Genomic DNA, 23,817 nt, shown 5'->3' on the forward strand with positions numbered 1-23,817 from the left:
AATGCTTGAGCTGACCGACACGCAAATCGGCACCTGGGTGGCCACCTTCATCCTGCCGCTGTTCAGGGTGACGGCAGTGCTGATGACCATGCCCATCTTCGGCACGCGCATGTTGCCGGCGCGGGTGCGCTTGTACGTTGCCGTGGCGATCACCGTGGTCATCGTGCCGGCGCTCCCGCCCCTGCCGCCGTTCGATCCGTTGAGCCTCAAAGGGGCGCTGCTGTGCGCCGAGCAGATCATCGTCGGTACCATGTTCGGCTTGGGGTTACAGTTGCTTTTCCAGGCCTTCGTGATCGCCGGGCAGATCGTGGCAGTGCAGATGGGGATGGCCTTTGCATCTATGGTCGATCCTGGCAACGGGGTCAACGTCACTGTGATCAGTCAATTCATGACCATGCTGGTGAGCGTGCTGTTTCTGCTGATGAACGGTCACTTGGTGGTATTCGAGGTGTTGACCGAGAGCTTCACCACGCTACCGGTTGGCAATGCCCTGGTGGTCACGCATTTTTGGGAGTTGGTCGGGCGCATGGCGTGGGTGTTCGGCGCTGGGCTGATATTGATCCTGCCGGTGATCGCAGCGCTGCTGGTCGTCAACGTCGCCTTTGGCGTGATGACCCGTGCGGCCCCGCAACTGAATATTTTTTCCATTGGTTTCCCACTGACCTTGGTCATGGGCATGCTCATTTTCTGGATCGGCCTTGCCGATATACTGTCTCATTACCAGGCGTTGGCCAGCGAAACGTTGCTGTGGCTGCGGGATTTGGCGAGGGCCGGTTGAATGGCAGAAAGCGAGAGCGGTCAGGACAAGACAGAGGAACCCACCGAAAAGCGCAAGCGCGACGCACGGGAAAAAGGCGAAATCGCGCGTTCCAAGGAGCTCAACACGGTGGCGGTCACCCTGGCAGGTGCCGGGGGCATATTGGCTTTTGGCGGGTATCTGGCCGAGACTCTGCTGGAAATGATGCGCATGAACTTCAGCCTGACCCGAGAGATCATCGTCGATGAGCGATCCATGGGGGCGTTCTTGCTCACGTCCGGCAAAATGGCCATCTGGGCCGTGCAGCCGATTCTGATCCTGCTATTCGTGATTTCCTTCGTTGCGCCGATCGTACTGGGTGGGTTCGTATTCTCCGGCAGCTTGCTGCAACCCAAATTCAGCCGCATGAACCCACTTTCGGGCATCAAGCGCATGTTCTCCATGAATGCCTTGACCGAATTGCTCAAGGCGCTGGCCAAGTTCTTCGTGATCCTGGTAGTGGCGGTGGCGGTGCTGGCCAGCGACCGTCAAGCTCTGCTGTCGATCGCCAACGAGCCGCTGGAGCAGGCAATCATCCACAGCCTGCAGGTGGTAGGGTGGAGCGCACTCTGGATGTCGGCCGGGCTGTTGCTGATCGCGGCCGCCGACGCCCCGTTCCAGCTGTGGCAGACGCACAAGAAAATGAAGATGACCAAGCAGGAAGTGCGCGACGAGTACAAGGACAGCGAGGGCAAGCCGGAGGTCAAGCAGCGTATCCGTCAGTTGCAACGCGAGGTGTCGCAACGGCGAATGATGGCGGCTGTGCCCCAGGCCGATGTGATCATCACCAACCCGACCCATTACGCCGTCGCGCTGCAGTACGATCCGGAAAACGGGAATTCGGCCCCCTTGCTGCTGGCCAAGGGCAGCGACTTCATGGCCTTGAAGATTCGCGAGATCGGCGCTGAGCACAAGATCCAGATTCTCGAATCCGCCGCCTTGGCTCGGGCGATCTACTACTCCACCGAGGTGGAGCATGAAATTCCTGCCGGCCTGTACTTGGCGGTGGCTCAGGTGTTGGCGTATGTCTTCCAGATCCGTCAGTACCACGCAGGCAAGGGTAAGCGGCCAGATCCGCTGAAGACCGACTTGCCCATTCCGCCCGATCTGCGACGCGACAGTTGACTTTGCGCCGGGGATGGCTGAAATGGCCGCCATAGGGCCAGCACAGGCAATATAAATTCTCCACCCGACAAAGTTGGAAAGCTTCTTGCAATGGCAGCGTCAGTCGCCTGACAGGCGTCAAAGTTTTGCAAGAAGAGGACTCGCGGTGGATCGCACTCAGTTAATCAGCAACGCTCGCCATAACCTGGCCGGTCTCGGGCGGGGCAACCTCGGCGTGCCGCTGTTGCTGTTGGTGATGCTGGCAATGATGATGTTGCCAATACCACCGTTTTTGCTCGACGTGTTCTTCACCTTCAACATCGCCTTGTCCATCGTGGTGCTGCTGGTCAGCGTGTACGCGCTGCGCCCGCTGGACTTCGCCGCTTTCCCCACCATCCTGCTGGTGGCGACCCTGCTGCGACTGGCCCTGAACGTGGCTTCCACCCGCGTGGTCATGCTGCACGGCCAGGAAGGGCACGGCGCCGCGGGCATGGTGATCCAGGCCTTCGGCGATGTGGTCATCGGCGGCAACTACGTGGTCGGTGCGGTGGTCTTCGCCATCCTCATGATCATCAACTTCGTGGTGGTGACCAAGGGTGCGGGGCGTATCTCGGAGGTCAGCGCACGCTTCACCCTCGATGCGATGCCGGGCAAGCAGATGGCCATCGACGCGGACCTGAACGCCGGCCTGATCGACCAGGCGCAAGCCAAGGCGCGCCGCAGCGAGGTCGCCCAGGAGGCTGAGTTCTACGGTTCGATGGACGGTGCCAGCAAGTTCGTGCGCGGTGACGCCATCGCTGGCCTGCTGATCCTGTTCATCAACCTGATCGGTGGCATGCTGATCGGCATGTTGCAGCATGGCATGAGCTTTGGTGATGCCGGCAAGGTGTATGCCCTGCTGACCATCGGTGACGGCCTGGTGGCGCAGCTGCCTTCGCTGCTGCTCTCCACCGCCGCAGCCATCATGGTCACCCGTGCCTCGGGCTCGGAGGACATGGGCAAGCTGATCAACCGCCAGATGTTCGACTCGCCCCGGGCCCTGGCCGTGTCCGGCGCCATCATGATCGTCATGGGCCTTGTGCCGGGCATGCCGCACCTGGCGTTCCTGAGCCTGGGCCTGATGGCGGGCGGCGGTGCCTACCTGGTGTGGAAAAAACAGCATAAGACCAAGGTGCTGGCCCAGCAGGAAGCGCAGCGCCAGCAAGAGCTGCTGCCGTCCCCGCAGAGGGCGGCCGAAACCAAGGAGCTGGGCTGGGACGACGTCACCCCGATCGACATGATCGGCCTCGAGGTGGGTTATCGCTTGATTCCGTTGGTCGACCGCAACCAGGGCGGGCAGCTGCTGGCGCGGATCAAGGGGGTGCGCAAGAAGCTGTCTCAGGACTTGGGCTTTCTCATGCCTACCGTGCACATCCGCGACAACCTGGACCTGCAACCCAGTGCCTATCGCCTGACGTTGATGGGGGTAATTCTGGCCGAAGCAGAGATCTACCCGGACCGCGAGCTTGCCATCAACCCAGGGCAGGTGTTCGGCAGCCTCAACGGCATTGCGGCTCGCGATCCTGCTTTTGGCCTGGAGGCGGTGTGGATCGACGTCGGTCAGCGCTCCCAGGCTCAGTCGCTTGGCTACACCGTCGTAGACGCCAGCACGGTGGTGGCCACTCACCTCAACCAGATATTGCAGAAGCATTGCCACGAGCTGATCGGTCACGAAGAAGTGCAGCAACTGTTGCAAGTCTTGTCCAAGGCGTCGCCCAAGCTGGCGGAAGAATTGGTGCCGGGTGTTATTTCGCTGTCTGGTCTTCTCAAAGTCCTACAGGCTTTGTTGTCAGAACAGGTGCCAGTGCGAGATATTCGTAGCATTGCCGAATCCATCGCCAACAACGCGGCAAAGAGTCAAGATACCGCCGCTTTGGTTGCGGCCGTGCGCGTCGGATTGTGTCGCGCCATCGTGCAAAGCATTGTTGGCGTTGAGTCCGAGCTGCCTGTGATCACCTTGGAGCCCAGGTTGGAACAGATCTTGCTCAATAGTCTGCAGAGGGCCGGGCAAGGTCAGGAAGACGGAGTGCTTCTTGAGCCGAGCATGGCCGAAAAGCTGCAGCGTTCGCTGATCGAAGCCGCACAGCGTCAGGAGATGCAAGGCCAGCCGGCCATCCTCCTGGTTGCTGGCCCGATCCGCGCCATGCTGTCGCGTTTCGGTCGGCTGGCCGTACCGAATTTGCATGTGCTGGCGTATCAGGAAATACCGGACAACAAGCAAGTCACCATCGTTGCCACCGTGGGCCCTAATGGCTGAGGTAGTGGATAATGCAAGTTAAGCGATTCTTCGCCGCTGATATGCGTCAGGCCATGAAGCTGGTGCGCGATGAGCTGGGCGCTGATGCGGCCATCATCGGCAATCGCCGTATCGCAGGCGGGGTCGAACTGACCGCCGCGCTGGACTACAAGCTGTCCGCCCTGGCACCTCGGGTACCGAACGTCGAACTCGAAGAAGAGCTTCGCAAGACGCACACGCGCATCGCCACGGCCAAGGCCGAGCTCGATCAGCGCCCGGACAGCAGCGACAGCAATCGCCAACTGTTCGCCGGTCAATCGCTCACGGCGGCCGAGCCCTTGGTCGAGCCGCATGTCGATACCCCGCAGCCGGCCGCCACCGCAAGCAGCCAGGCCTCGGTAGACCCGCGCCTGTTCGATGCCATGCGCTCGGAGCTGTCCGGCTTGCGCGAACTGCTGGAAGTGCAGCTGGGGTCGCTGGCCTGGACCCAGCTGCAAGGTAGCAAGCCGCAGCAGGCCACGTTGTGGCGCCGGCTGCAGCGCATCGGCCTGTCTGGCCCCATTGCCCGCGAATTGCTCGAGCTGACCAAGGACATCGAGGAGCCTCGCCACGCCTGGCGTATGCTGCTGGCGCACCTGGCGCGCATGATCCGTACGCCTGACGTCGAACCGATCGAGGACGGCGGCGTGATTGCCGTCGTCGGCCCAGCCGGCATGGGCAAGACCACCACCCTGGCCAAGCTCGCGGCGCGTTATGTGCTCAAGTACGGCGCCCACAACCTGGCGCTGGTGAGCATGGACAGTTTTCGCATCGGCGCCCAGGAACAGCTCAAGACCCTGGGCCGGATCCTGAATGTGCCGGTCACCTATGTCGACCCCGGTCAGTCGTTGGCGGCGGCGCTCGAGCCGCTGCTGCGCAAACGCGTGGTGCTGATCGATACGGCCGGCCTGCAAGCCAGCGACCCGGCCTTGCGCATGCAGCTCGATACCCTGGCCGGTCGCGGTATCGCTGCGAAGAATTACCTGGTCCTGGCCACCACCAGCCAGAAGCAGGTGCTGACCGCGGCCTACCACAGCTACAAGCGCTGCGGGCTGGCCGGCTGCATCCTGACCAAACTCGACGAGTCGGCAAGCCTGGGCGATGTCCTGAGCCTTGCCATCAGTTTCCGACTGCCCGTGGCCTACCTTACCGATGGGCCGCGTATCCCGGACGATCTGCACTTGCCCCGTGGGCACCAGCTGGTCACCCGCGCGGTCAATGTGCAGCAGCAGGACGAGCCCAGCGAGGAGGCCATGGCCGACATGTTCGCTGATCTCTACCACAACCCACGGCGAGCGGGTTGAAAATGAAATGTGTGCAAGGTAGCTATGCCAAGGGGTACGCAGCATTGCCCTTCGTGTGGCATGAGTCCCAGCGAGACAAGGTAAAGAACAGACATGGGTAGCATGCATCCCGTACAGGTGATCGCCGTGACCGGTGGCAAAGGTGGCGTCGGCAAGACAAATGTTTCAGTGAACCTGTCTCTGGCGTTGGCCGAGCTGGGCCGCAGGGTCATGCTGCTCGACGCCGACCTGGGCCTGGCCAATGTCGATGTGTTGCTGGGCCTTGCGCCCAAGCGCACGCTGGCCGATGTCATCGAGGGGCGTTGCGAACTGCGCGATGTGATGCTGCAGGGCCCGGGCGGTGTGCGCATCGTCCCGGCCGCTTCGGGCACCCAGAGCATGGTGCACCTTGCGCCTGCCCAGCATGCGGGTCTGATCCAGGCGTTCAGCGAAGTCGGCGACAACCTCGATGTGCTGGTGATTGATACTGCGGCCGGCATCGGCGATTCGGTGGTCAGCTTCGTGCGCGCGGCTCAGGAAGTGCTGCTGGTGGTGTGCGATGAGCCGACCTCGATCACCGATGCCTACGCGCTGATCAAGCTGCTCAACCGCGATTACGGCATGAATCGCTTCCGGGTGCTGGCCAATATGGCCCAGAGCCCCCAGGAAGGGCGCAACCTGTTTGCCAAGCTGACCAAGGTCACCGACCGCTTCCTGGATGTGGCGCTTCAGTACGTGGGCGCCGTGCCTTACGACGAATGCGTGCGCAAGGCGGTGCAGAAACAGCGTGCCGTGTACGAGGCGTTCCCGCGCTCCAAATGCGCCTTGGCCTTCAAGGCCATTGCGCAGAAGGTCGACAGCTGGCCGCTGCCTGCCAACCCCCGTGGCCACCTGGAGTTCTTCGTCGAACGCCTGGTGCAGCCGACCAGTGCAGGTTCGATGTCATGAGCGCCAGCGGCTTCAAGATGTACAGCCGCGCCTCGAAGGACGCGCAATATGAGCTGATCGAGCGCTATGCCCCGCTGGTCAAGCGCATCGCCTATCACCTGCTTGCGCGACTGCCTGCCAACGTGCAGGTCGAGGACCTGATCCAGGCGGGCATGATCGGTCTGCTCGAGGTCGCCAACAAGTATGACGCCAGCAAGGGCGCCAGCTTCGAGACCTATGCCGGCATCCGCATTCGCGGCGCCATGCTCGACGAGGTGCGCAAAGGCGACTGGGCGCCGCGTTCGGTGCACCGCAACACCCGCATGGTCAGCGACGCCATGCGCGCGGTAGAAGCCAAAACCGGCCGCGACGCTAAAGATCATGAAGTTGCTGCCGAACTCAAGTTGAGCCTCGATGATTATTACGGGATTCTCAACGACACACTGGGCAGCCGCCTGTTCAGCTTCGACGACCTGTTGCAGGACGGCGAGCACGAAGGCTTGCATGAGGACGGCGTTAGCGGCCAGGCCGAGCCTGCCCGTGGGTTGGAGGAAGAGCGGTTCCAGGTCGCGTTGACCGAGGCCATCGCCAACCTGCCGGAGCGTGAGCGCCTGGTGCTGGCGCTGTACTACGACGAGGAACTGAACCTGAAGGAGATCGGTGAGGTCTTGGGGGTCAGCGAGTCGCGGGTCAGCCAGTTGCACAGCCAATGCGCCGCGCGCCTGCGCAGCCGCCTGGGGGAATGGCGGGCCCGTTGAGCCCGCCGCCGTCGTTGCCGTTTTCCACGTTGTACCGAATCGATTGAGTGCGCGCTCGGGGCCGAGCGCGTTTGAGACTGCTTGGAGGTCTAATTGGACAAAAACATGAAAATCCTCATCGTCGACGACTTTTCGACGATGCGGCGCATCATCAAGAACCTGCTGCGTGACCTGGGCTTCACCAACACCAGCGAAGCCGATGACGGCATGACGGCGCTGCCCATGCTCGAAAATGGCCATTACGATTTTCTGGTAACCGACTGGAACATGCCGGGCATGTCCGGTATCGACCTGCTGCGCAAAGTGCGCGCCAGCGACAAGCTCAAGAGCTTGCCGGTGTTGATGGTGACCGCGGAAGCCAAGCGCGACCAGATCATCGAGGCCGCCCAGGCAGGCGTGAATGGCTATGTGGTCAAGCCGTTCACCGCCCAGGTGCTCAAAGAAAAGATCGAGAAGATCTTCGAACGCGTCAACGGCTGAGTCACGTCAGGGGGCGCGCCATGAGTTCATCACACACGTCATTGGGCGAGTTCGAATCGACCCTCAAAAAGCATGCCCAGGAGTTGGTCGAAAGCCTGGAGCGCGGACGGTTCGGCGAGGCGGTGCAACTCATTCACGAGTTGAACCAGACCCGCGATCGGGGGCTGTACCAGGAAGTGGGCAAGCTGACCCGCGAACTGCACAGCGCCATCGTCAGTTTCCAGATCGACCCGACCATACCCCAGGCCGAAGAGGTGTCGCAGATTACCGACGCCACCGAACGCCTGTCCTATGTGGTCAAGCTCACCGAAGGGGCGGCAAACCGCACCATGGACCTGGTCGAGGAAAGCACGCCGGTGCTCAACGACCTGGCCAGCGAAGCCAAAGCGCTGAGTGCCGATTGGCAGCGCTTCATGCGCCGGGAAGTGAACGCCACGGAGTTTCGCGACCTGGCCAAGCGCGTCGACGGTTTCTTGGCGCACAGCGCCGAAGGTAACCGCAAGGTGGCTGGCCATCTCAACGACATCCTGCTGGCCCAGGATTACCAGGACCTGACCGGGCAGGTGATCAAGCGCGTCACGGCGTTGGTGACCGAAGTGGAAAGCAACCTGCTGAAACTGGTGATGATGGCCAGCCAGGTCGACCGCTTTGCAGGCATCCAGCATGACCAGGATCAGTTGCGGGCAGAAAAAGATCGAGAAAAACATCCGACTCGGGGTGAAGGTCCGCAGATTCATGCCGATAAGCGTGAAGACGTCGTGTCCGGTCAGGACGATGTCGATGATCTGCTATCCAGCCTGGGTTTTTAAGGAGCACCTTTGATGAGCTTCGGCGCCGATGAAGAAATCCTTCAGGATTTCCTGGTAGAAGCCGGTGAAATACTTGAGCAATTGTCCGAGCAGCTGGTCGAGCTTGAAAGCCGCCCTGACGATGCCGACTTGCTCAATGCAATTTTTCGCGGTTTCCACACTGTAAAAGGGGGCGCCGGCTTCCTCCAGCTCAATGAGCTGGTGGAGTGCTGCCATATCGCCGAGAACGTGTTCGACGTGCTGCGCAAAGGTGAGCGCCGGGTCGATGCAGAACTGATGGATGTGGTGCTCGAAGCACTGGATGCCGTCAACGGCATGTTCGCCCAGGTGCGTGAGCGCAGCGAGGTCACACCGGCCACGCCCGAACTGCTGGCAGCCCTGGCGCGTCTGGCAGAGCCCGGCAGCGCCGAAGCGGCCCCGGCACCGGCTGTGCCCGTGCCGGTTGAACCTGCACCCGTGCAGCAGGCTGCGCAAGCTACCGAAGCTGACATCACCGACAGCGAATTCGAGCAACTGCTCGATTCGCTCGACGCAGTCAAAGCCCAGGCGGCGGCCGAGCAGATGCCTGCCGAGCCGGTCAGCGGCCAGGGTGACGACATCACCGATGCCGAATTCGAGTCGCTGCTCGACCAGTTGCATGGCAAGGGCCAGTTCAGTGCCGAAGTGACGGCCCAGCCGGTGGCTGCCGCTGCCGAGCCGGCCAGCGATGAAATTACCGACGCCGAGTTCGAGTCGCTGCTGGATCAGTTGCATGGTAAAGGCACGTTCCAGGCCGATGCCTTGCCCGCAGCCAAGGCGGCGGCGCCTGTCGAACAAACATCTGCCATCACTGGCGACGACATCAGTGAGCACGAGTTCGAGGCGTTGCTGGACCAGCTGCATGGCAAGGGCAAGTTCAATGGCGACGTGGCTGCCGTCGATGCACCTGCCAGTGTTCAGGCCGCAGCCCCAGCCAGGGCCGAGGCGCCGGCGGTCGCCCGTCCTGCTGGCGCGGCGGCACCGGTTGCAGCGCCCAAGCCTGCCGCGGCCCCGCGGGCGCCAGCGGCGAGTGCCGACAAGCACGCGGTCAGCGAAGCGGAAACGACCGTCAGGGTCGATACCGCGCGCCTGGACGAGATCATGAACATGGTCGGCGAACTGGTGCTGGTGCGTAACCGTCTGGTACGCCTGGGCCTGAACAGCGGCGATGAAGCCATGTCCAAGGCCGTGTCGAACCTCGACGTGGTCACCGCCGACTTGCAGACGGCGGTGATGAAGACGCGCATGCAGCCGATCAAGAAAGTGTTCGGCCGCTTCCCGCGCCTGGTGCGTGACCTGGCGCGGCAGTTGAAGAAAGAGATCAACCTTGAACTGGTGGGCGAAGAAACCGACCTGGACAAGAACCTGGTCGAGGCGCTGGCCGACCCGCTGGTGCACTTGGTGCGCAACGCCGTGGACCATGGGGTGGAAATGCCCGATGAGCGCGAGGCCGCGGGCAAGGCGCGCACGGGGCGCGTCGTATTGTCTGCCGAGCAGGAAGGCGACCATATCCTGCTGTCGATTTCCGACGACGGCAAAGGCATGGACCCGAACGTACTGCGTGCCAAGGCCGTGGAAAAGGGCCTGATGGACAAGGACGCCGCCGACCGCCTGAGTGAGTCGGACTGCTACAACCTGATCTTCGCCCCGGGCTTTTCCACCAAGACCGAGATTTCCGACGTCTCCGGGCGGGGCGTGGGCATGGACGTGGTCAAGACCAAGATCTCCCAGCTCAACGGCTCGATCAACATCTACTCGGCCAAGGGGCAGGGCTCGAAGATCGTCATCAAGGTCCCGTTGACCCTGGCGATCATGCCCACCCTGATGGTGATGCTGGGCAACCAGGCGTTCGCCTTCCCTCTGGTCAACGTCAACGAGATCTTCCACCTGGACCTGTCGCGCACCAACGTGGTCGATGGCCAGGAAGTGGTGATCGTGCGGGACAAGGCGTTACCGCTGTTCTACCTCAAGCGCTGGCTGGTCCAGGGCCAGGTGCATGAAGAACAACACGAAGGTCACGTGGTGATCCTGTCGGTCGGCACCCAGCGCATCGGCTTTGTCGTCGATCAACTGGTGGGCCAGGAAGAAGTGGTAATCAAGCCTCTGGGCAAGATGTTGCAAGGCACCCCGGGGATGTCCGGGGCCACCATCACCGGCGACGGTCGCATTGCGCTGATTCTCGACGTCCCGAGCATGCTCAAGCGTTACGCCGCGCGGCGTATTTGATCTCGGTGGCGCCCCCTTGGCCGGGGGCGCCGCCTAACGGAGTGTTTATGGCAGTCAAGGTCCTGGTGGTGGATGATTCCGGTTTCTTCCGCCGCCGCGTCTCGGAAATCCTCTCGGGGGACTCGACGATCCAGGTAGTGGGCACTGCAACCAACGGCAAGGAAGCGATCGACCAGGCGCTTGCGCTCAAGCCCGATGTGATCACCATGGACTACGAGATGCCCATGATGGATGGCATCACGGCGGTGCGGCACATCATGCAAAGGTGCCCGACACCTGTGCTGATGTTCTCATCGCTCACCCATGAAGGCGCTCGGGTCACGCTCGATGCGCTCGATGCCGGGGCGGTGGACTACCTGCCGAAGAATTTCGAAGACATCTCGCGCAACCCCGAGAAGGTCAAGCAGATGCTGTGCGAGAAGGTGCATACCCTGTCGCGAAGCAATCGCCGCATGGCCAGTTACGCCCGCCCGGCGGTCGCGCCCGCTGCCGCCCCCGCGCCGACGCCCACAACAGCCACCAGCGCTGCAGCGTCGGCACCGGTGCGCAGCACCGCTGCCCCCGTCAGGCCGGCGGCTGCCCATTCGCCTGCGCCCAAGCGCAAGCCTTACAAGCTCGTTGCCATCGGCACCTCGACCGGGGGACCGGTGGCCTTGCAGCGCGTGCTCACGCAATTGCCAGGCAATTTCCCGGCGCCGATCGTGCTCATCCAGCACATGCCGGCAGCCTTCACCAAGGCCTTTGCAGAGCGCCTGGACAAGCTGTGCCGGATCAGCGTCAAGGAAGCCGAAGATGGCGACATTCTGCGCCCCGGGCTGGCGCTGTTGGCCCCCGGTGGCAAACAGATGATGATCGATGGCCGTGGAACCGTGAAGATTCTGCCCGGTGACGAGCGGCTCAACTACAAGCCCTGCGTGGACATTACCTTTGGCTCGGCAGCCAAGTCCTATGGCGACAAGGTGTTGTCCGTGGTACTGACGGGCATGGGCGCGGACGGTCGGGAAGGGGCGCGCCTGCTCAAGCAGGGTGGCAGCACGGTGTGGGCACAGGATGAAGCCAGCTGCGTGATTTATGGCATGCCCATGGCGATCGTCAAGGCCAACCTGGCCGATGCGGTGTACAGCCTCGACGATATTGGCCGGCACCTGGTGGAGGCGTGCGTCTGATGGACGTGCTCAGCCTGATCGGCCTGATCCTGGCTTTTGTCGCCATCGTGGGCGGTAACTTCCTCGAAGGCGGCCATGTGGGCGCCCTGATCAATGGGCCGGCAGCGCTGATCGTATTGGGCGGTACCCTGGCGGCAGCCTTGCTGCAATCGCCGCTCTCCTCGTTCAAGCGGGCCTTGCAGATCCTGCGCTGGATCCTGTTTCCACCGCGCGTCGATCTGCCGGGTGGGGTCGATCGCGTGGTGAACTGGAGCCTCACGGCGCGCAAGGAAGGCCTGCTCGGGCTGGAAGGGGTAGCCGATGGCGAGCCTGACCCTTACGCGCGCAAGGGCTTGCAGTTGCTGGTCGACGGCGCCGAGCCCGAAGCCATTCGCAGCATCCTCGAAGTGGATTTCCTGACCCAGGAGGGCCGTGACCTGCAGGCTGCCAAAGTCTTCGAGAGCATGGGCGGGTACGCTCCGACCATCGGAATCATCGGCGCGGTGATGGGGCTGATTCACGTCATGGGCAACCTGGCCGACCCGGCGCAACTGGGCAACGGCATCGCCGTTGCCTTCGTGGCGACCATCTACGGGGTCGCCAGCGCCAACCTGATCCTGTTACCCATCGCCAACAAGCTCAAGGCGCTGGTGCTGCGCCAGTCGCGTTACCGGGAAATGCTCCTCGAAGGCCTGCTGTCCATTGCCGAAGGCGAGAACCCGCGCTCGATCGAGCTGAAGCTGCAAGGCTTCATGGAGTAGCCCATGCGTCGTCGCCGTCATGCCGAGGAGCCGGAAAACCACGAACGCTGGCTGGTATCCTACGCCGACTTCATCACCTTGCTGTTCGCCTTTTTCGTGGTGATGTATTCGATTTCCTCGGTCAACGAGGGCAAGTACAAGGTGGTGTCCCAAGCCTTGCTGGGCGTGTTCAACGACCCTGAGCGCAGCATGAGGCCCATTCCCATCGGGGATGAGCGCCCGCTGACCGTGCGACCTGCCCAGCCCTTGGTCAAGGACAGCGAGCAGTCCGACGCTGGCCTGACGGCCGCCAGCAACGACCCGCTCAAGACCATCGCCGATGAAGTGCGCGACGCCTTTGGTGACCTCATCAAGGGTGATCAGATGACGATCCGGGGTAACGAGCTGTGGATCGAGATCGAGCTCAATTCCTCGTTGCTGTTCGGCAGTGGCGATGCCATGCCCAGTGACAATGCATTCGCCATCATCGACAAGGTGGCGGCCATTCTCAAGCCTTTCGCCAACCCGGTTCACGTCGAAGGCTTCACCGATAACCAGCCTATCCGTACGGCGCAATACCCGACCAATTGGGAGCTTTCCTCGGCCCGTGCCGCCAGTATCGTCAGGCTGTTGGCCATGGGCGGCGTGAACCCTGGGCGTATGGCCTCGGTGGGCTACGGCGAGTATCAGCCCGTGACGGGCAATGATACCCCCGAGGGCCGGGCCCGTAACCGGCGCGTGGTACTGGTGATATCCCGCAACCTTGAGGTGCGCCGCAGCCTGACCAGTACCGGTGCTGCCAATGCCACGCCTGATGCTGCACTGCGCCGGGCTGGCACACAAAGTGCACCGGCAAGCTCAGCAGCGGTGGCAGGCCAGTGACTCGTCAATTCTCTGTCGCCCCATTGGCGGATGTCCATGCACGGCGCCTGACCGACAGCCATCCACGCCTTTCATTTTCCAGCAAGGCAGCGGGCACACCACGCGCCCTGCCTCACCCACGGACAGAGTTTGCCTGATGAGAGTCTGGGCAGTAGCCAATCAAAAAGGTGGCGTCGGCAAGACCACCACCACCATCGCCCTGGCTGGCCTTCTGGCCGACGCCGGCAAGCGTGTAATCGTCGTCGATCTTGATCCGCATGGGTCGATGACCAGCTATTTCGGGCATAATCCCGATGCGCTGGAGCACAGCTGCTACGACCTGTTCCTGCACAAGGGCAGCGTTCCGGACGGGCTGCCGGGGCAGTTGCTGTTGCCAACCAGTGACGAGCGCATTTCATTGCTTCCCTCTAGCACTGCCCTTGCTGTGCTGGAGCGTCAATCGCCTGGTCAGAACGGTTTGGGGCTGGTCATCGCCAAGAGTCTGGCGCAGTTGTGGCAAGACTTCGACTTCGCATTGATCGACAGCCCCCCTTTGCTAGGGGTGTTGATGGTCAATGCGCTGGCGGCCAGCCAGCAACTGGTCATCCCGGTGCAGACCGAGTTCCTGGCCGTCAAGGGACTTGAGCGCATGGTCGGCACCCTTGCCATGATCAACCGCTCCCGGCGCCAGGCGCTGCCTTACCAGATCGTGCCGACGTTGTTCGACCGACGTACCCAGGCGTCCCTGGGAACGCTCAAGTTGCTGCGCGATGCCTACGGCGAACAGGTATGGCAGGGCTACATTCCCGTGGACACGCGGCTGCGCGATGCCAGCCGCAAGGGCGTCACGCCGTCGCAATTCGACAACAAGAGCCGAGGGCTGGTGGCCTATCGGGCGCTGCTCAAGCACTTGTTGACCTACAAGCCCGCGGCGCAGGTGGCCTGATGACACAAACACGGCAAGTGAGCAGCAAGCCCCAGTTGGCCCTGCAGTCCTATCTTGACGGTCTGCTCCAGGAAGCCACCGAGCCCTTGGAGACGCCGCCACCGCCAGGCGCGGCTGATGACTTCGCCCTGGCGGTGCGCCAGGAGCAGGCCCGCGATGCGCGTCAGCCTGGCCAGGCCACGCAGGCACAACCGGCGCCGCCCGCACCTGAGCGGCCGTTCGCCGAGCCCAGGCTTGCGGTGTTGCCTAGCGTCATACCTGTGCAGCCGCCCGTGGTGGCGGTGGTGGAACAGGCAGTGGTGGCCGAGGCCAGCATCCCGGTCTTGACTGATACCCCGGCTGTGGAGCCGGCAATGCCCCTGGTGGACGTCCACCTGCCTGCACCGGATGTGCCCGTACCGCCGGCCACCGTCGATGGGCGCCCGGCCTGGGCTGCCGAGCCGTTCGAGTGCCTGCTGTTCGATGTGGCCGGCCTGACCTTGGCCGTGCCGCTGGTGTGCCTGGGCTCGATCTACACCTTGGCCGACCGCGAGCTGACGCCGCTGTTCGGGCAGCCCGAGTGGTTCCTGGGCATCCTCACCTGCCAGGCTGGCAACCTCAAGGTGCTCGACACCGCGCGCTGGGTCATGCCTGACCGCTACCGCGATGATTTCCGCCAGGGCCTGCAATACGTCATTTCTGTCCAGGGCTACGAGTGGGGGCTGGCTGTGCATCAGGTCAGCCGCTCGCTGCGCCTGGACCCGTCCGAGATCAAGTGGCGTAGCCAGCGGGGCCAGCGGCCGTGGCTGGCCGGCACGGTCATTGAACACATGTGTGCACTGCTGGACGTGGCGGAGCTGGCCGAGTTGATCGCCAGCGGCGCCGTCAAGCAGTTGCACGCCAAACAGCACATCACACCGAACACACCGCCAAAGGCGGATTTCAAGGGGTAGGGGAATGAAAAAGTCGTCCGCACAAGGTTCTGAAGATCCGATCCTGCAGTGGGTTACCTTCCGTCTGGACAACGAGTCCTACGGCATCAACGTGATGCAGGTACAAGAAGTGCTGCGCTACACGGAAATCGCCCCGGTACCGGGTGCGCCCAGCTATGTGCTGGGTATCATCAACCTGCGCGGCAACGTGGTGACCGTGATCGACACGCGCCAGCGCTTCGGGCTGATGCCAACCGAGGTCACCGACAACACCCGCATCGTCATCATCGAAGCTGACAAGCAAGTGGTCGGCATTCTGGTCGATAGCGTCGCCGAGGTGGTGTACCTGCGCCAGTCCGAGATCGAAACCGCGCCCAACGTCGGCAACGAAGAATCGGCCAAGTTCATCCAGGGCGTGTGCAACAAGAATGGCGAATTACTGATTCTGGTCGAGCTGGACAAGATGATGACCGAGGAAGAGTGGTCGGAACTGGAGAACATCTGACTTGATTTTCGAGGTCGGCGTCATCTTACTGGCCCTGCTGTGGGCCTTGAGCCTGTGGTTCTTCCTGAACTACACCAAGCGTCAGCGCGAGCTGGCTGCGCAGCAGGCCATTGGCGATGCCTTGCGCGACCAGCGTATCAAGGACCTCGGCAAGCGGCTCGATGACTACCAGAACGTCACCGTGCGCATGGGCGACGCCATCCATGAGCTGCGCGGTGCGGTGGCCACGCTGCCCGACCGGCTGGAACGGCTGGAGCAGCGTGACCCGAGCAGCGTCACCTTCACCCAGGCTGCACGGCTGGTCGGCATGGGCGCTAGCGTGTCGGAACTCACCGAAACCTGCGGCCTGACCCAGGCCGAGGCCGAGCTGATGAGCAAGCTGCATCGCAACGACTGAACATCAGGGCGGCGCAAGTCGCCCTGTGCGTTTCAAGGTTTGCCCCACGAATGGTAGTTGCCCACTTGTGCAACATTGCCCAGTGCCAAGTCGTGGGTAATCGCCGCCTTTACCGCCTGCGTCTTGCCAATGGTCAGAAACAGCGGTTTGGTCTGTGGCAATGTGTGCAGGTTGGTGAGTTGGCGCAAGCGGTAGAGCCGGGGTAAGTGCTGATCGATCACATCATTGAGCACTGCGGGGCCCGTCAAGTGATTCAGGCGTCTGGCATACGCCTTGAAACCAGCAGTGCCGGTGATGGGCCTGTGCTGATAAAAGTCTGGCATGGCCTGGTAGCGTTCGCGCATGAGATCGCTGATCGCCTGCAGGTTGGGGTTTGAAGGATGAGTGCCAATCATGTTGGTGTTGTAGTGGCAGTGCATGCCGAGCGTATCGTTGTTTGTAGGGTCACCCAGGATGAAACCGTCCTGTGTCGTGGCCAGTTCGACGGTTTCAATAGCAGCGCGAGTAGGGTCCTGCGGTGCCTCGGGATGGGGTAGCAGCGAATCGTCGACATCCATGTAGATGCCCCCCAAACTGTCGAGCATTGAATAGCGCAAGATGTCCGATGCCGAAGCGTAATTGGCCCCAGGATCGCTGGTGGCATGCTGGTATTGCTCGAAATTCACGCTTTCAGTGAAGTGCGCATAGAACGGCTGCTCCTCCAAAGGCAGCACTTCAAGCCTGGGCGCGCGTTCATTGAGCAGTTGCCGATTGGCTTCAAAGGCCTGGGGTTCTGCCTTGGACAAGTACAGGCGGTAAGTGTAATTGCTGTTGCTCAGGCGCTCTGCGTTGGCGGCCAAGTTGTCTACAAGCTCAGGCGCGATGATCTTGTTGCCTACCCATAGGCTGGAAATGGTTTTGGGAATAGGCTGAGCCGCCGAGTGGTCGACGGCAGGGATATCGAGCGGTAATGGCAGATCAATACCAAGGCCCCTGAGCGTTGCCGAGCGCATTTCGTCGGTAACCGGGCGCGTCGTGATATCCACTGGGGTAAGGCCACGACGGCCCGGGGTCACCTGGTAATAGGTTGGGTCCACATCGTTGACTGCATCATCGACGATGAAAGCATCGTGTTCACTGTCGTACAGCACGTTTGCGTTGTAACCGCCGATTTCCCCTTGCAGCTGCGCGGGTCCCTGCTCACTGACAGGTATTCGGATGATGGAGCGCGCGACCGGGCTATCGTCAGCCGGCACGGGCTGCAGCGCATCGCCGAAGAAATCACCGATCTCCGGCTCGGAAAAATGCGGTGGGTTTATCGGGCTCAGCGGGTAGCCCAATTGGTCGTTCAAACGGATGGGCGTGAAGAAGCGCGAGCGTTGTGCGCAGAACACTTCTGTTGCGCGCGTCGTGGCCTCGCCAACCAGGGGGAGGGCGTTGAACAGTCCGTAAACCGTGTCGCTGACGCCCTGCGCTTTGTCCTCCAGTGTCTTGCCATTGATGGCCTGATCCAGGCCCAAGCCAAACTGAGCGGCGCCTGCCAACGCAAGCATAGGTGCCAGGGCAGGAATCACGATCGCCAGTGGTGCCAGTAAATTGATCGAGGCGAGCACATAGCCTCGCCATTTTGCCTTGGTCACGGCTTGGTCACTGGTGATGATGAAGTCCGCATCGGCGTAACTGCGCACGCGCTGACGCTCAGTAAGCACGGCAAACAAGTCATCCTTGATCGACGGGCTGTACTGTTTGGTCTTGTAGTAGACGTATTGCCGCGGCGGCCACTGACCATCGGTTGTGAAACCGGAACGATTGGGCGATCGATGATAAACGGCAGGATAGGCGCCTAACCCCTCGAGCGCCGTATCCAAGCCGCTGAAGTCCAGCCCGTCTGGCGTATCGGCTAGCCGGAAATATCGGCGCAGTGCCTCACGCTTCTCTGCAACGCGGCACTGGTCACCAAACCAGTCTTTCATGCTGTCCAGGCTTGCGAACTCATGGAAAGGCGAGGCATTACCTGGAAGGTACAGCACCACCCCGCGCCTGTGCTGGTCAGCGATTGCGATCAGGTCGGTGGCTGTGTAGCCATAGACATTGAGCGCCCGGATTCTGAGACTGGTAGCGCGAGGCGCCAGGCCTGCTGCTTCCCAGAGCATCTGGCGCGCCGTGTCGCTGAGCGAGCCCTCTTGCACTTGCTTGTTGCAAGCCGCTACGAAGCCGATTTGCAGGCATTGCTGGTGGCTGTCACGGGCGTTGTGCCAGTAATCGTCGAGCATGGCGACGAAACGGGTGTGAAAATCCAGCTCCCAGATGGCGTGCTGCATGGCTTCGACGTCGATGGGCAGGTGGGTCGAGCTGTCGTAGCGTGCGGGTTGGGTTCTGCGGAACAGCCCATTGAAGACCGAATAGGCAGGCCTGTTGTCCAGCACGCTATTCTCGGGCAGGCGGTTGACGATTTTGAACGGGCGCGATGGCATGTGACCTGCCCACTCGCCAGGAAGCAGCTGCCCCAACAGATTCTTGCAGGTTTCCCCCTGCCAGTTCGACAGCACCGCCTGGGTCAGCGAAAGCCGTTGCATCACGACGGCCTCATCGCCCCGGTAGTGCAAGGTGACGACATCCGTCTGATCCGGATCCAGGTCATGGCCTTGCCGCTGAGCCCACTCGCGTATAGCAGCGGCGGCCTGGCGATCTGGGCGCGGTATGTTGCGCAGGTGATTACGCACGTACCGTTGGCCGACTGAGTTGACGAAGGTAGTAGCCATGGTTATCGACTCATGTAGTGGATAGAGCCGATACAGTGTCGATGCGCCTGCAGTTTTGGGTCGTAGCCAACTACTACCCTTCAGGCAAACGCAAGTGCGCCGGGGTAATGTCCCTCGGCTCAGCCGGGGTGTCCTCGAAGCCCGGTGGTACTTTGCCGCGCAGCTGCCAGGCGAAAGCGATGACTTCGGCGATGGTCAGATACAGCGCCTCAGGGATCTGTTCGCCCAGTTCAAGACGCGCCAGTAAACGAACCAGCTCAGGGTTTTCATAAATGGGCACTTCATGTTCGCGGGCCAGGGCCAGGATGGCGTCTGCCAACTCATCGTCACCTTTGGCGCTCAGTGTCGGCGCCTGCTGCCCGTCGTAGCTCAGCGCCACGGCCTGACGCGGGTTAGGGTTACTCATGCGTTTTCATCTACCCAACGTTGTTCGACCCTGGTACGTGAGCCTTGTGCAGGCCTGCCGGGGTAGCAGTGCAGATCATCGACCAGCAGACCGCGGGCCAGCAGGCGCTCACGCAGCGCGCCAAGCTGCCCTTCGATCAGGCGGGCGGTCTGTTCGCGCTCGGCCCACAGCTGGCCGTTCAGACGGCCCTGTGTCAGCTGGGCCTGGACTTGAAGCGGCCCGAGCGGCGGCAGATCGAAAGCCAGCTCGATACGCCACAACGGTTGCAGCGTTTCAGGCGCCTCACGCTCGCGATCGGCTTGCTGCTGAGGTGTCTCTTCGCGCTGAAGCTTGATTTGCAAGGGCACGAAATCCTGTCCATGGCGAATGGGCACTTCGGTCTGCCAAGTGGTCTGCAGGTTGCCGTTTTCCAGCGTGCCGCTTTGCTGCAGGCTGCTCATGGCGTGGCTTTGCAGGCGAGAGACGGCGGCCGCTGCCAGGCGCAGCAGCTGTTCCAGGTCCCCTTCTTCTTCCATCGCCTGCAATAACCTGGAGGGGAGGGGGAACGCGCCGGGCTGGGGTTTGGGGCTTACCCGCTCCAGCATGCCCAGGGCGTTTCGGACCAGGGCGGGCATGGCCGCGGCCACGCTCGCCGCTGGTGGGCCGAGGGCGCTACTGGCACTGATCTGGTTGATCAATTGCAGCATGTTTGCCTTGAGGTCAGTGGCCAGCGTGGCTGTCGCCCCTGTCATCAACTTGGCCTCGAGAAAGGCGCCGCTGTTGAGCAACGCCTGAGCAACGGCTTTGGCATCCCCCAGTTGCTGGACTGTCGGCAGCGCGCCAAGCAATCGTTCGACGGTCGTGCGCAGCGCGCTGTCAGTCCCGGCGTCGCGTGCCAACTGTTGCAAACCGGCCAGCAGGCCCGGCAGCGACGCCTGACGGTTCTGCTGGCTGCCAAGGTGCTGGGCGATGCCCAATTGATCCTGCCTGCCGGCCAGGGGGACGAACTGCAGCGACTGGTCGCCCTGTACGCTTGCACTGAGCAGACTGCCGATTGCCAACGGCCGGGGGCTGTCCACGGCCAGCACGGCACCGGCTTGGGCGGTATTGAGAAGGCTCACCAGCGCGCGATAGCTTGCAGGCTGACCCGGTACTTCAGGGAGTAGTTGGTTGGTCATGACCTTACCCTGCACCAGGGTACCGACCGGTACCTGCGTAGTATCCAGGCGGGTGAGGGTTGCGATTTGGCTAGCGCTGGCCTGCTGCAGCAAAATGGCCAGACGCCCGGCTTCAGGTTGGCTGACGGTCACTTGGCTGCCCTGGGGCAAAGGCTGGCTGGCGCTGGCTTGCAGTTGAGTCTGCAGACCGTTGGCTTGCAGCAAGCGCAACACCAACTGGAACTCCTGGCCAGTCTGGCGCATGGCAACCACCTCGGCCTGCGCCGTCTCCCCAGGGCTCAGCAAACCCGGTTGAGCCTGGGTGAGGCGCAGCAATTCGCCGGTTATGGCAGCCTTGATCGCTTGGGCTCCAGTGACGGTTTGCGGGCCGAGACTATTGATTTCAGTCATGATTGTATACAACCTTAGGCGCTCAGCCTCTTGGCAGCAGGGCTGTGCATGTAATAATGCCGCCCGCCCATAGTTGCCACTGTAACGGCAGCGCATCGGGCGACTTGAGTGGCAGGGCTCCGGGCACCGTCACCCGAACCCTAGAACGATAAGGCGAAACCGTGACCCTTCATCTTCAAGCCGTGGGCCTGGCCTGCGAGCGCGACTGGCGTCTGCTGTTCGAACACCTTGCCTTCGAGCTGCGACCCGGCGACATGCTACAGATCAGCGGCCCCAACGGCAGCGGCAAGACCAGCCTGCTGCGTCTGCTGGCTGGCCTGATGCAGCCGACCGCCGGTCAGATCCTGCTCGGTGGCCGTCCGCTGGATGAACAGCGGCATGCGTTGGCCAGCAGCCTTGTGTGGATTGGCCATGCTGCGGGCATCAAGGAACTGCTCACGGCCGAAGAGAACCTGACCTGGCTGTGCGCGCTGCACCGTCCAGCCAGCCGCGAACAGATCTGGCAGGCCCTGGCTGCCGTTGGGCTGCGTGGTTTCGAGGACGTGCCCTGCCATACTTTGTCGGCAGGGCAGCAACGCCGCGTGGCCCTGGCGCGCCTGCACTTGGCAGCTGCGCCGTTGTGGATCCTGGACGAACCGTTCACTGCCCTGGACAAACAGGGTGTCGCGGACCTGGAGGCCCACTTGGCCAGCCATTGCGAACACGGTGGCACCGTGGTGCTGACCACCCACCACACCTTGTCCCACACGCCTGCGGGCTACCGAGAACTCAACCTGGGGCAATGGGCAGCATGAGCGTCTTCACCCTGTTGTTGCGGCGCGAGGCGCGGTTGCTGTTCCGCCGTCCTGCGGAGCTTGCCAACCCTCTGGTGTTCTTCGCCATCGTGGTGGCCTTGTTCCCCTTGGCGGTTGGCGCGCAGACCCAGATGTTGCAGAACCTGTCCCCGGGGCTGGTGTGGGTGGCCGCATTGCTGGCGGTGTTGTTATCGCTCGATGGCCTGTTTCGCAGCGATTTCGAAGACGGTTCACTGGAGCAGTGGGTGCTCTCGCCGCATCCGCTGGCACTGATGGTGTTGGCCAAGGTGCTGGCGCACTGGTTGTTCTCCGGGCTTGCGCTGGTGTTGCTGTCACCTTTGCTGGCGCTGATGCTCGGCTTGCCTGGGCATTGCCTGCCTGTGCTACTGGGCTCGCTGTTGCTGGGTACGCCGGTATTGAGCCTGTTGGGCGCGGTGGGCGCCGCGCTGACCGTCGGCCTCAAGCGCGGCGGTTTGTTGCTGGCGTTGCTGATCCTGCCGTTGTATATCCCTGTATTGATCCTGGGCAGTGGTGCCTTGCAGGCGGCGTTGCAGAATATGCCCGCCACTGGCCAACTGCTCTGGCTCGCCAGCCTGACGGCCCTGGCCGTGACCCTGGCACCCTTTGCGATCGCCGCCGGCCTGAAAATCAGCGTCGGCGAATAACGAGCCTGGGCTTTGAAGCCTGGCCAATACCCTGGATGCACCCTGATGAAAATGAGCTGGACGTGGTTTCACAAGCTGGGCTCTCCGAAATGGTTCTACGCCATTAGCGGGCGCATGTTGCCCTGGCTGTCCATCGCTGCCGTTGTATTGCTAGTGGTTGGCACGGTCTGGGGGCTGGTCTTTGCGCCCCAGGACTACCAGCAGGGCAACAGCTTTCGCATCATCTATATCCATGTCCCGGCAGCGATGCTGGCGCAGTCCTGTTATGTCCTGCTGGCGGTGGCCGGTGTGGTGGGGCTGGTGTGGAAGATGAAGCTGGCCGATGTCGCCCTGCAATGCGCCGCCCCCATCGGCGCCTGGATGACCGCCGTGGCGCTGGTGACCGGGGCCATCTGGGGCAAGCCAACCTGGGGCAGCTGGTGGGTGTGGGATGCGCGCCTTACCTCGATGCTCATCCTCTTGTTCCTGTACTTCGGCATCATTGCGCTGGGCCAGGCAATCAGTAATCGTGACAGCTCGGCGAAAGCCTGCGCCGTGCTGGCCATCGTTGGGGTGGTGAACATCCCCATCATCAAGTATTCGGTCCAGTGGTGGAACACGCTGCATCAGGGCGCCACTTTCACCCTGACCGAAAAGCCCGCGATGCCCGCCGACATGTGGTTGCCGCTGTTGTGTACGGCGCTGGGCTTCTACTGCTTTTTCGGCGCGGTGCTTCTGATGCGCATGCGCCTTGAGGTGCTCAAGCGCGAGGCGCGTGCCAGTTGGGTGAAGGAAGAGGTATCGAACAGCCTGGGTGGGAGGGCCGTGCCATGAGTTTCGCCAGTTTCGGCGACTTTATCGCCATGGGTCATCACGGCCTTTATGTGTGGTCGGCCTACGGCATCTGCGCCGCTGTGCTGGCGCTCAACGTCGCCGTACCGGTGCTGGCCCGGCGCCGTTACCTGCAAGAAGAGGCGCGCCGCTTGCGCCGGGAGAAAACGCAGTGAATCCGCAGCGCAAGAAACGCCTGTTGCTCATCATCGGTCTGCTGGTCGGCGTGGGGGTTGCCGTGGGCTTTGCCCTCACTGCCTTGCAACAGAACATCAACCTGTTCTACACCCCCACCCAGATCGCCAATGGCGAGGCTCCGCTGGACACGCGTATCCGCGCTGGCGGCATGGTCGAACAGGGCTCGGTGCAACGTTCCTCCGACTCGCTGGACGTGCGTTTCGTGGTCACCGATTTCAACAAGTCCGTGCCCATCACGTACCGCGGCATCCTTCCGGACCTGTTCCGTGAAGGGCAGGGCATCGTGGCCTTGGGCAAGCTCAACGGCGACGGCGTGGTGGTGGCCGACGAAGTGCTGGCCAAGCATGACGAAAAGTACATGCCTCCTGAAGTCAGCAAGGCGCTGAAGGAAAGCGGCCAGGCGTCAGCCCAGACGGGGGCGCGGCCATGAACGCAG

General features: G+C 62.3%; 24 protein-coding genes. 21 read left to right on the forward strand and 3 right to left on the reverse strand.

Annotation, left to right across the window (positions count from 1 at the left end; genetic code table 11):
* Nucleotide 1: 1 nt before the first annotated feature.
* The 16 genes from fliR to PFU01S_RS05210 all read left to right on the forward strand — a co-directional run bounded on the left by fliR (nt 2) and on the right by PFU01S_RS05210 (nt 16,220).
* Nucleotides 2–778 (forward strand): flagellar biosynthetic protein FliR, encoded by a 777-nt coding sequence (fliR, locus tag PFU01S_RS05135; protein ID WP_027915956.1) that lies wholly within the window; start codon nt 2–4, stop codon nt 776–778.
* Nucleotides 779–1,921, forward strand: coding sequence for a flagellar biosynthesis protein FlhB (gene flhB / locus PFU01S_RS05140; RefSeq protein WP_027915957.1), 1,143 nt, complete (start codon nt 779–781; stop codon nt 1,919–1,921). It begins immediately after the preceding gene.
* A gap of 145 nt (nt 1,922–2,066) precedes the next feature.
* Nucleotides 2,067–4,196 (forward strand): flagellar biosynthesis protein FlhA, encoded by a 2,130-nt coding sequence (flhA, locus tag PFU01S_RS05145; protein ID WP_027915958.1) that lies wholly within the window; start codon nt 2,067–2,069, stop codon nt 4,194–4,196.
* A gap of 11 nt (nt 4,197–4,207) precedes the next feature.
* Nucleotides 4,208–5,518: a flagellar biosynthesis GTPase FlhF gene (gene flhF / locus PFU01S_RS05150; protein ID WP_027915959.1), complete on the forward strand. Its 1,311-nt coding sequence runs from the start codon at nt 4,208–4,210 to the stop codon at nt 5,516–5,518.
* Nucleotides 5,519–5,611: 93 nt separating this feature from the next.
* Nucleotides 5,612–6,445 carry a flagellar synthesis regulator FleN gene (fleN, locus tag PFU01S_RS05155; RefSeq protein WP_023533996.1) on the forward strand — a complete coding sequence of 278 codons (834 nt, stop codon included), beginning with the start codon at nt 5,612–5,614 and terminating at the stop codon, nt 6,443–6,445.
* A complete protein-coding gene (gene fliA / locus PFU01S_RS05160) occupies nt 6,442–7,182 on the forward strand; it encodes an RNA polymerase sigma factor FliA (protein ID WP_023533945.1) in 741 nt (246 codons plus the stop codon). Before fleN ends, fliA begins: the two co-directional genes overlap by 4 nt.
* Nucleotides 7,183–7,287: 105 nt before the next feature.
* Nucleotides 7,288–7,662, forward strand: a complete 375-nt coding sequence (locus PFU01S_RS05165; RefSeq protein WP_161780420.1) for a chemotaxis response regulator CheY — start codon at nt 7,288–7,290, stop codon at nt 7,660–7,662.
* A 20-nt stretch (nt 7,663–7,682) separates the two neighbouring features.
* On the forward strand, nt 7,683–8,471 hold the full coding sequence (locus PFU01S_RS05170; protein WP_023533920.1) for a protein phosphatase CheZ: 789 nt from the start codon (nt 7,683–7,685) through the stop codon (nt 8,469–8,471).
* A gap of 12 nt (nt 8,472–8,483) precedes the next feature.
* Nucleotides 8,484–10,715 carry a chemotaxis protein CheA gene (locus tag PFU01S_RS05175; protein WP_028687988.1) on the forward strand — a complete coding sequence of 744 codons (2,232 nt, stop codon included), beginning with the start codon at nt 8,484–8,486 and terminating at the stop codon, nt 10,713–10,715.
* A 47-nt stretch (nt 10,716–10,762) separates the two neighbouring features.
* A complete protein-coding gene (locus PFU01S_RS05180; protein WP_028687987.1) occupies nt 10,763–11,881 on the forward strand; it encodes a protein-glutamate methylesterase/protein-glutamine glutaminase in 1,119 nt (372 codons plus the stop codon).
* Nucleotides 11,881–12,621: a flagellar motor protein gene (locus PFU01S_RS05185; RefSeq protein ID WP_027915963.1), complete on the forward strand. Its 741-nt coding sequence runs from the start codon at nt 11,881–11,883 to the stop codon at nt 12,619–12,621. Before PFU01S_RS05180 ends, PFU01S_RS05185 begins: the two co-directional genes overlap by 1 nt.
* Nucleotides 12,622–12,624: 3 nt before the next feature.
* The gene (motD, locus tag PFU01S_RS05190; protein ID WP_028687986.1) at nt 12,625–13,482 is read left to right on the forward strand and encodes a flagellar motor protein MotD; all 858 of its coding nucleotides are present in this window, start codon (nt 12,625–12,627) and stop codon (nt 13,480–13,482) included.
* A 136-nt stretch (nt 13,483–13,618) separates the two neighbouring features.
* Nucleotides 13,619–14,407, forward strand: coding sequence for a ParA family protein (locus PFU01S_RS05195; RefSeq protein WP_028687985.1), 789 nt, complete (start codon nt 13,619–13,621; stop codon nt 14,405–14,407).
* Nucleotides 14,407–15,339 carry a CheW domain-containing protein gene (locus PFU01S_RS05200; protein ID WP_027915966.1) on the forward strand — a complete coding sequence of 311 codons (933 nt, stop codon included), beginning with the start codon at nt 14,407–14,409 and terminating at the stop codon, nt 15,337–15,339. Before PFU01S_RS05195 ends, PFU01S_RS05200 begins: the two co-directional genes overlap by 1 nt.
* Nucleotides 15,340–15,343: 4 nt before the next feature.
* On the forward strand, nt 15,344–15,823 hold the full coding sequence (locus PFU01S_RS05205; RefSeq protein WP_003254393.1) for a chemotaxis protein CheW: 480 nt from the start codon (nt 15,344–15,346) through the stop codon (nt 15,821–15,823).
* A 1-nt stretch (nt 15,824) separates the two neighbouring features.
* Nucleotides 15,825–16,220: a DUF2802 domain-containing protein gene (locus tag PFU01S_RS05210; RefSeq protein ID WP_023533917.1), complete on the forward strand. Its 396-nt coding sequence runs from the start codon at nt 15,825–15,827 to the stop codon at nt 16,218–16,220.
* Nucleotides 16,221–16,252: 32 nt separating this feature from the next.
* Here the strand turns inward: PFU01S_RS05210 and PFU01S_RS05215 are convergent, their stop codons facing one another.
* The 3 genes from PFU01S_RS05215 to fliK all read right to left on the reverse strand — a co-directional run bounded on the left by PFU01S_RS05215 (nt 16,253) and on the right by fliK (nt 20,914).
* Nucleotides 16,253–18,961: a dermonecrotic toxin domain-containing protein gene (locus PFU01S_RS05215; protein WP_028687984.1), complete on the reverse strand. Its 2,709-nt coding sequence runs from the start codon at nt 18,959–18,961 to the stop codon at nt 16,253–16,255.
* Nucleotides 18,962–19,034: 73 nt separating this feature from the next.
* Entirely contained in the window at nt 19,035–19,367 is a 333-nt protein-coding gene (locus PFU01S_RS05220) for an EscU/YscU/HrcU family type III secretion system export apparatus switch protein (RefSeq protein WP_027915968.1), read from the reverse strand.
* Nucleotides 19,364–20,914: a flagellar hook-length control protein FliK gene (fliK, locus tag PFU01S_RS05225; RefSeq protein ID WP_028687983.1), complete on the reverse strand. Its 1,551-nt coding sequence runs from the start codon at nt 20,912–20,914 to the stop codon at nt 19,364–19,366. The genes PFU01S_RS05220 and fliK overlap by 4 nt, the downstream gene beginning before the upstream one ends.
* 161 nt (nt 20,915–21,075) lie before the next feature.
* Between fliK and ccmA the strand changes: the two genes are divergently transcribed.
* The 5 genes from ccmA to ccmE are packed head-to-tail and all read left to right on the forward strand — an operon-like array spanning nt 21,076 to nt 23,811.
* Complete coding sequence (gene ccmA, locus PFU01S_RS05230) at nt 21,076–21,708, forward strand: cytochrome c biogenesis heme-transporting ATPase CcmA (protein WP_028687982.1); 633 nt, start codon at nt 21,076–21,078, stop codon at nt 21,706–21,708.
* A complete protein-coding gene (gene ccmB, locus PFU01S_RS05235) occupies nt 21,705–22,373 on the forward strand; it encodes a heme exporter protein CcmB (RefSeq protein ID WP_028687981.1) in 669 nt (222 codons plus the stop codon). The genes ccmA and ccmB overlap by 4 nt, the downstream gene beginning before the upstream one ends.
* A gap of 45 nt (nt 22,374–22,418) precedes the next feature.
* Nucleotides 22,419–23,186 (forward strand): heme ABC transporter permease, encoded by a 768-nt coding sequence (locus tag PFU01S_RS05240; protein WP_027915972.1) that lies wholly within the window; start codon nt 22,419–22,421, stop codon nt 23,184–23,186.
* Complete coding sequence (ccmD, locus tag PFU01S_RS05245; protein WP_023533952.1) at nt 23,183–23,359, forward strand: heme exporter protein CcmD; 177 nt, start codon at nt 23,183–23,185, stop codon at nt 23,357–23,359. The genes PFU01S_RS05240 and ccmD overlap by 4 nt, the downstream gene beginning before the upstream one ends.
* Nucleotides 23,356–23,811, forward strand: a complete 456-nt coding sequence (gene ccmE / locus PFU01S_RS05250) for a cytochrome c maturation protein CcmE (protein WP_028687980.1) — start codon at nt 23,356–23,358, stop codon at nt 23,809–23,811. The genes ccmD and ccmE overlap by 4 nt, the downstream gene beginning before the upstream one ends.
* The last annotated feature ends 6 nt before the right edge of the window (nt 23,812–23,817 follow it).

Source organism: Pseudomonas fulva NBRC 16637 = DSM 17717, assembly GCF_000730565.1.
Lineage (GTDB): Bacteria > Pseudomonadota > Gammaproteobacteria > Pseudomonadales > Pseudomonadaceae > Aquipseudomonas > Aquipseudomonas fulva.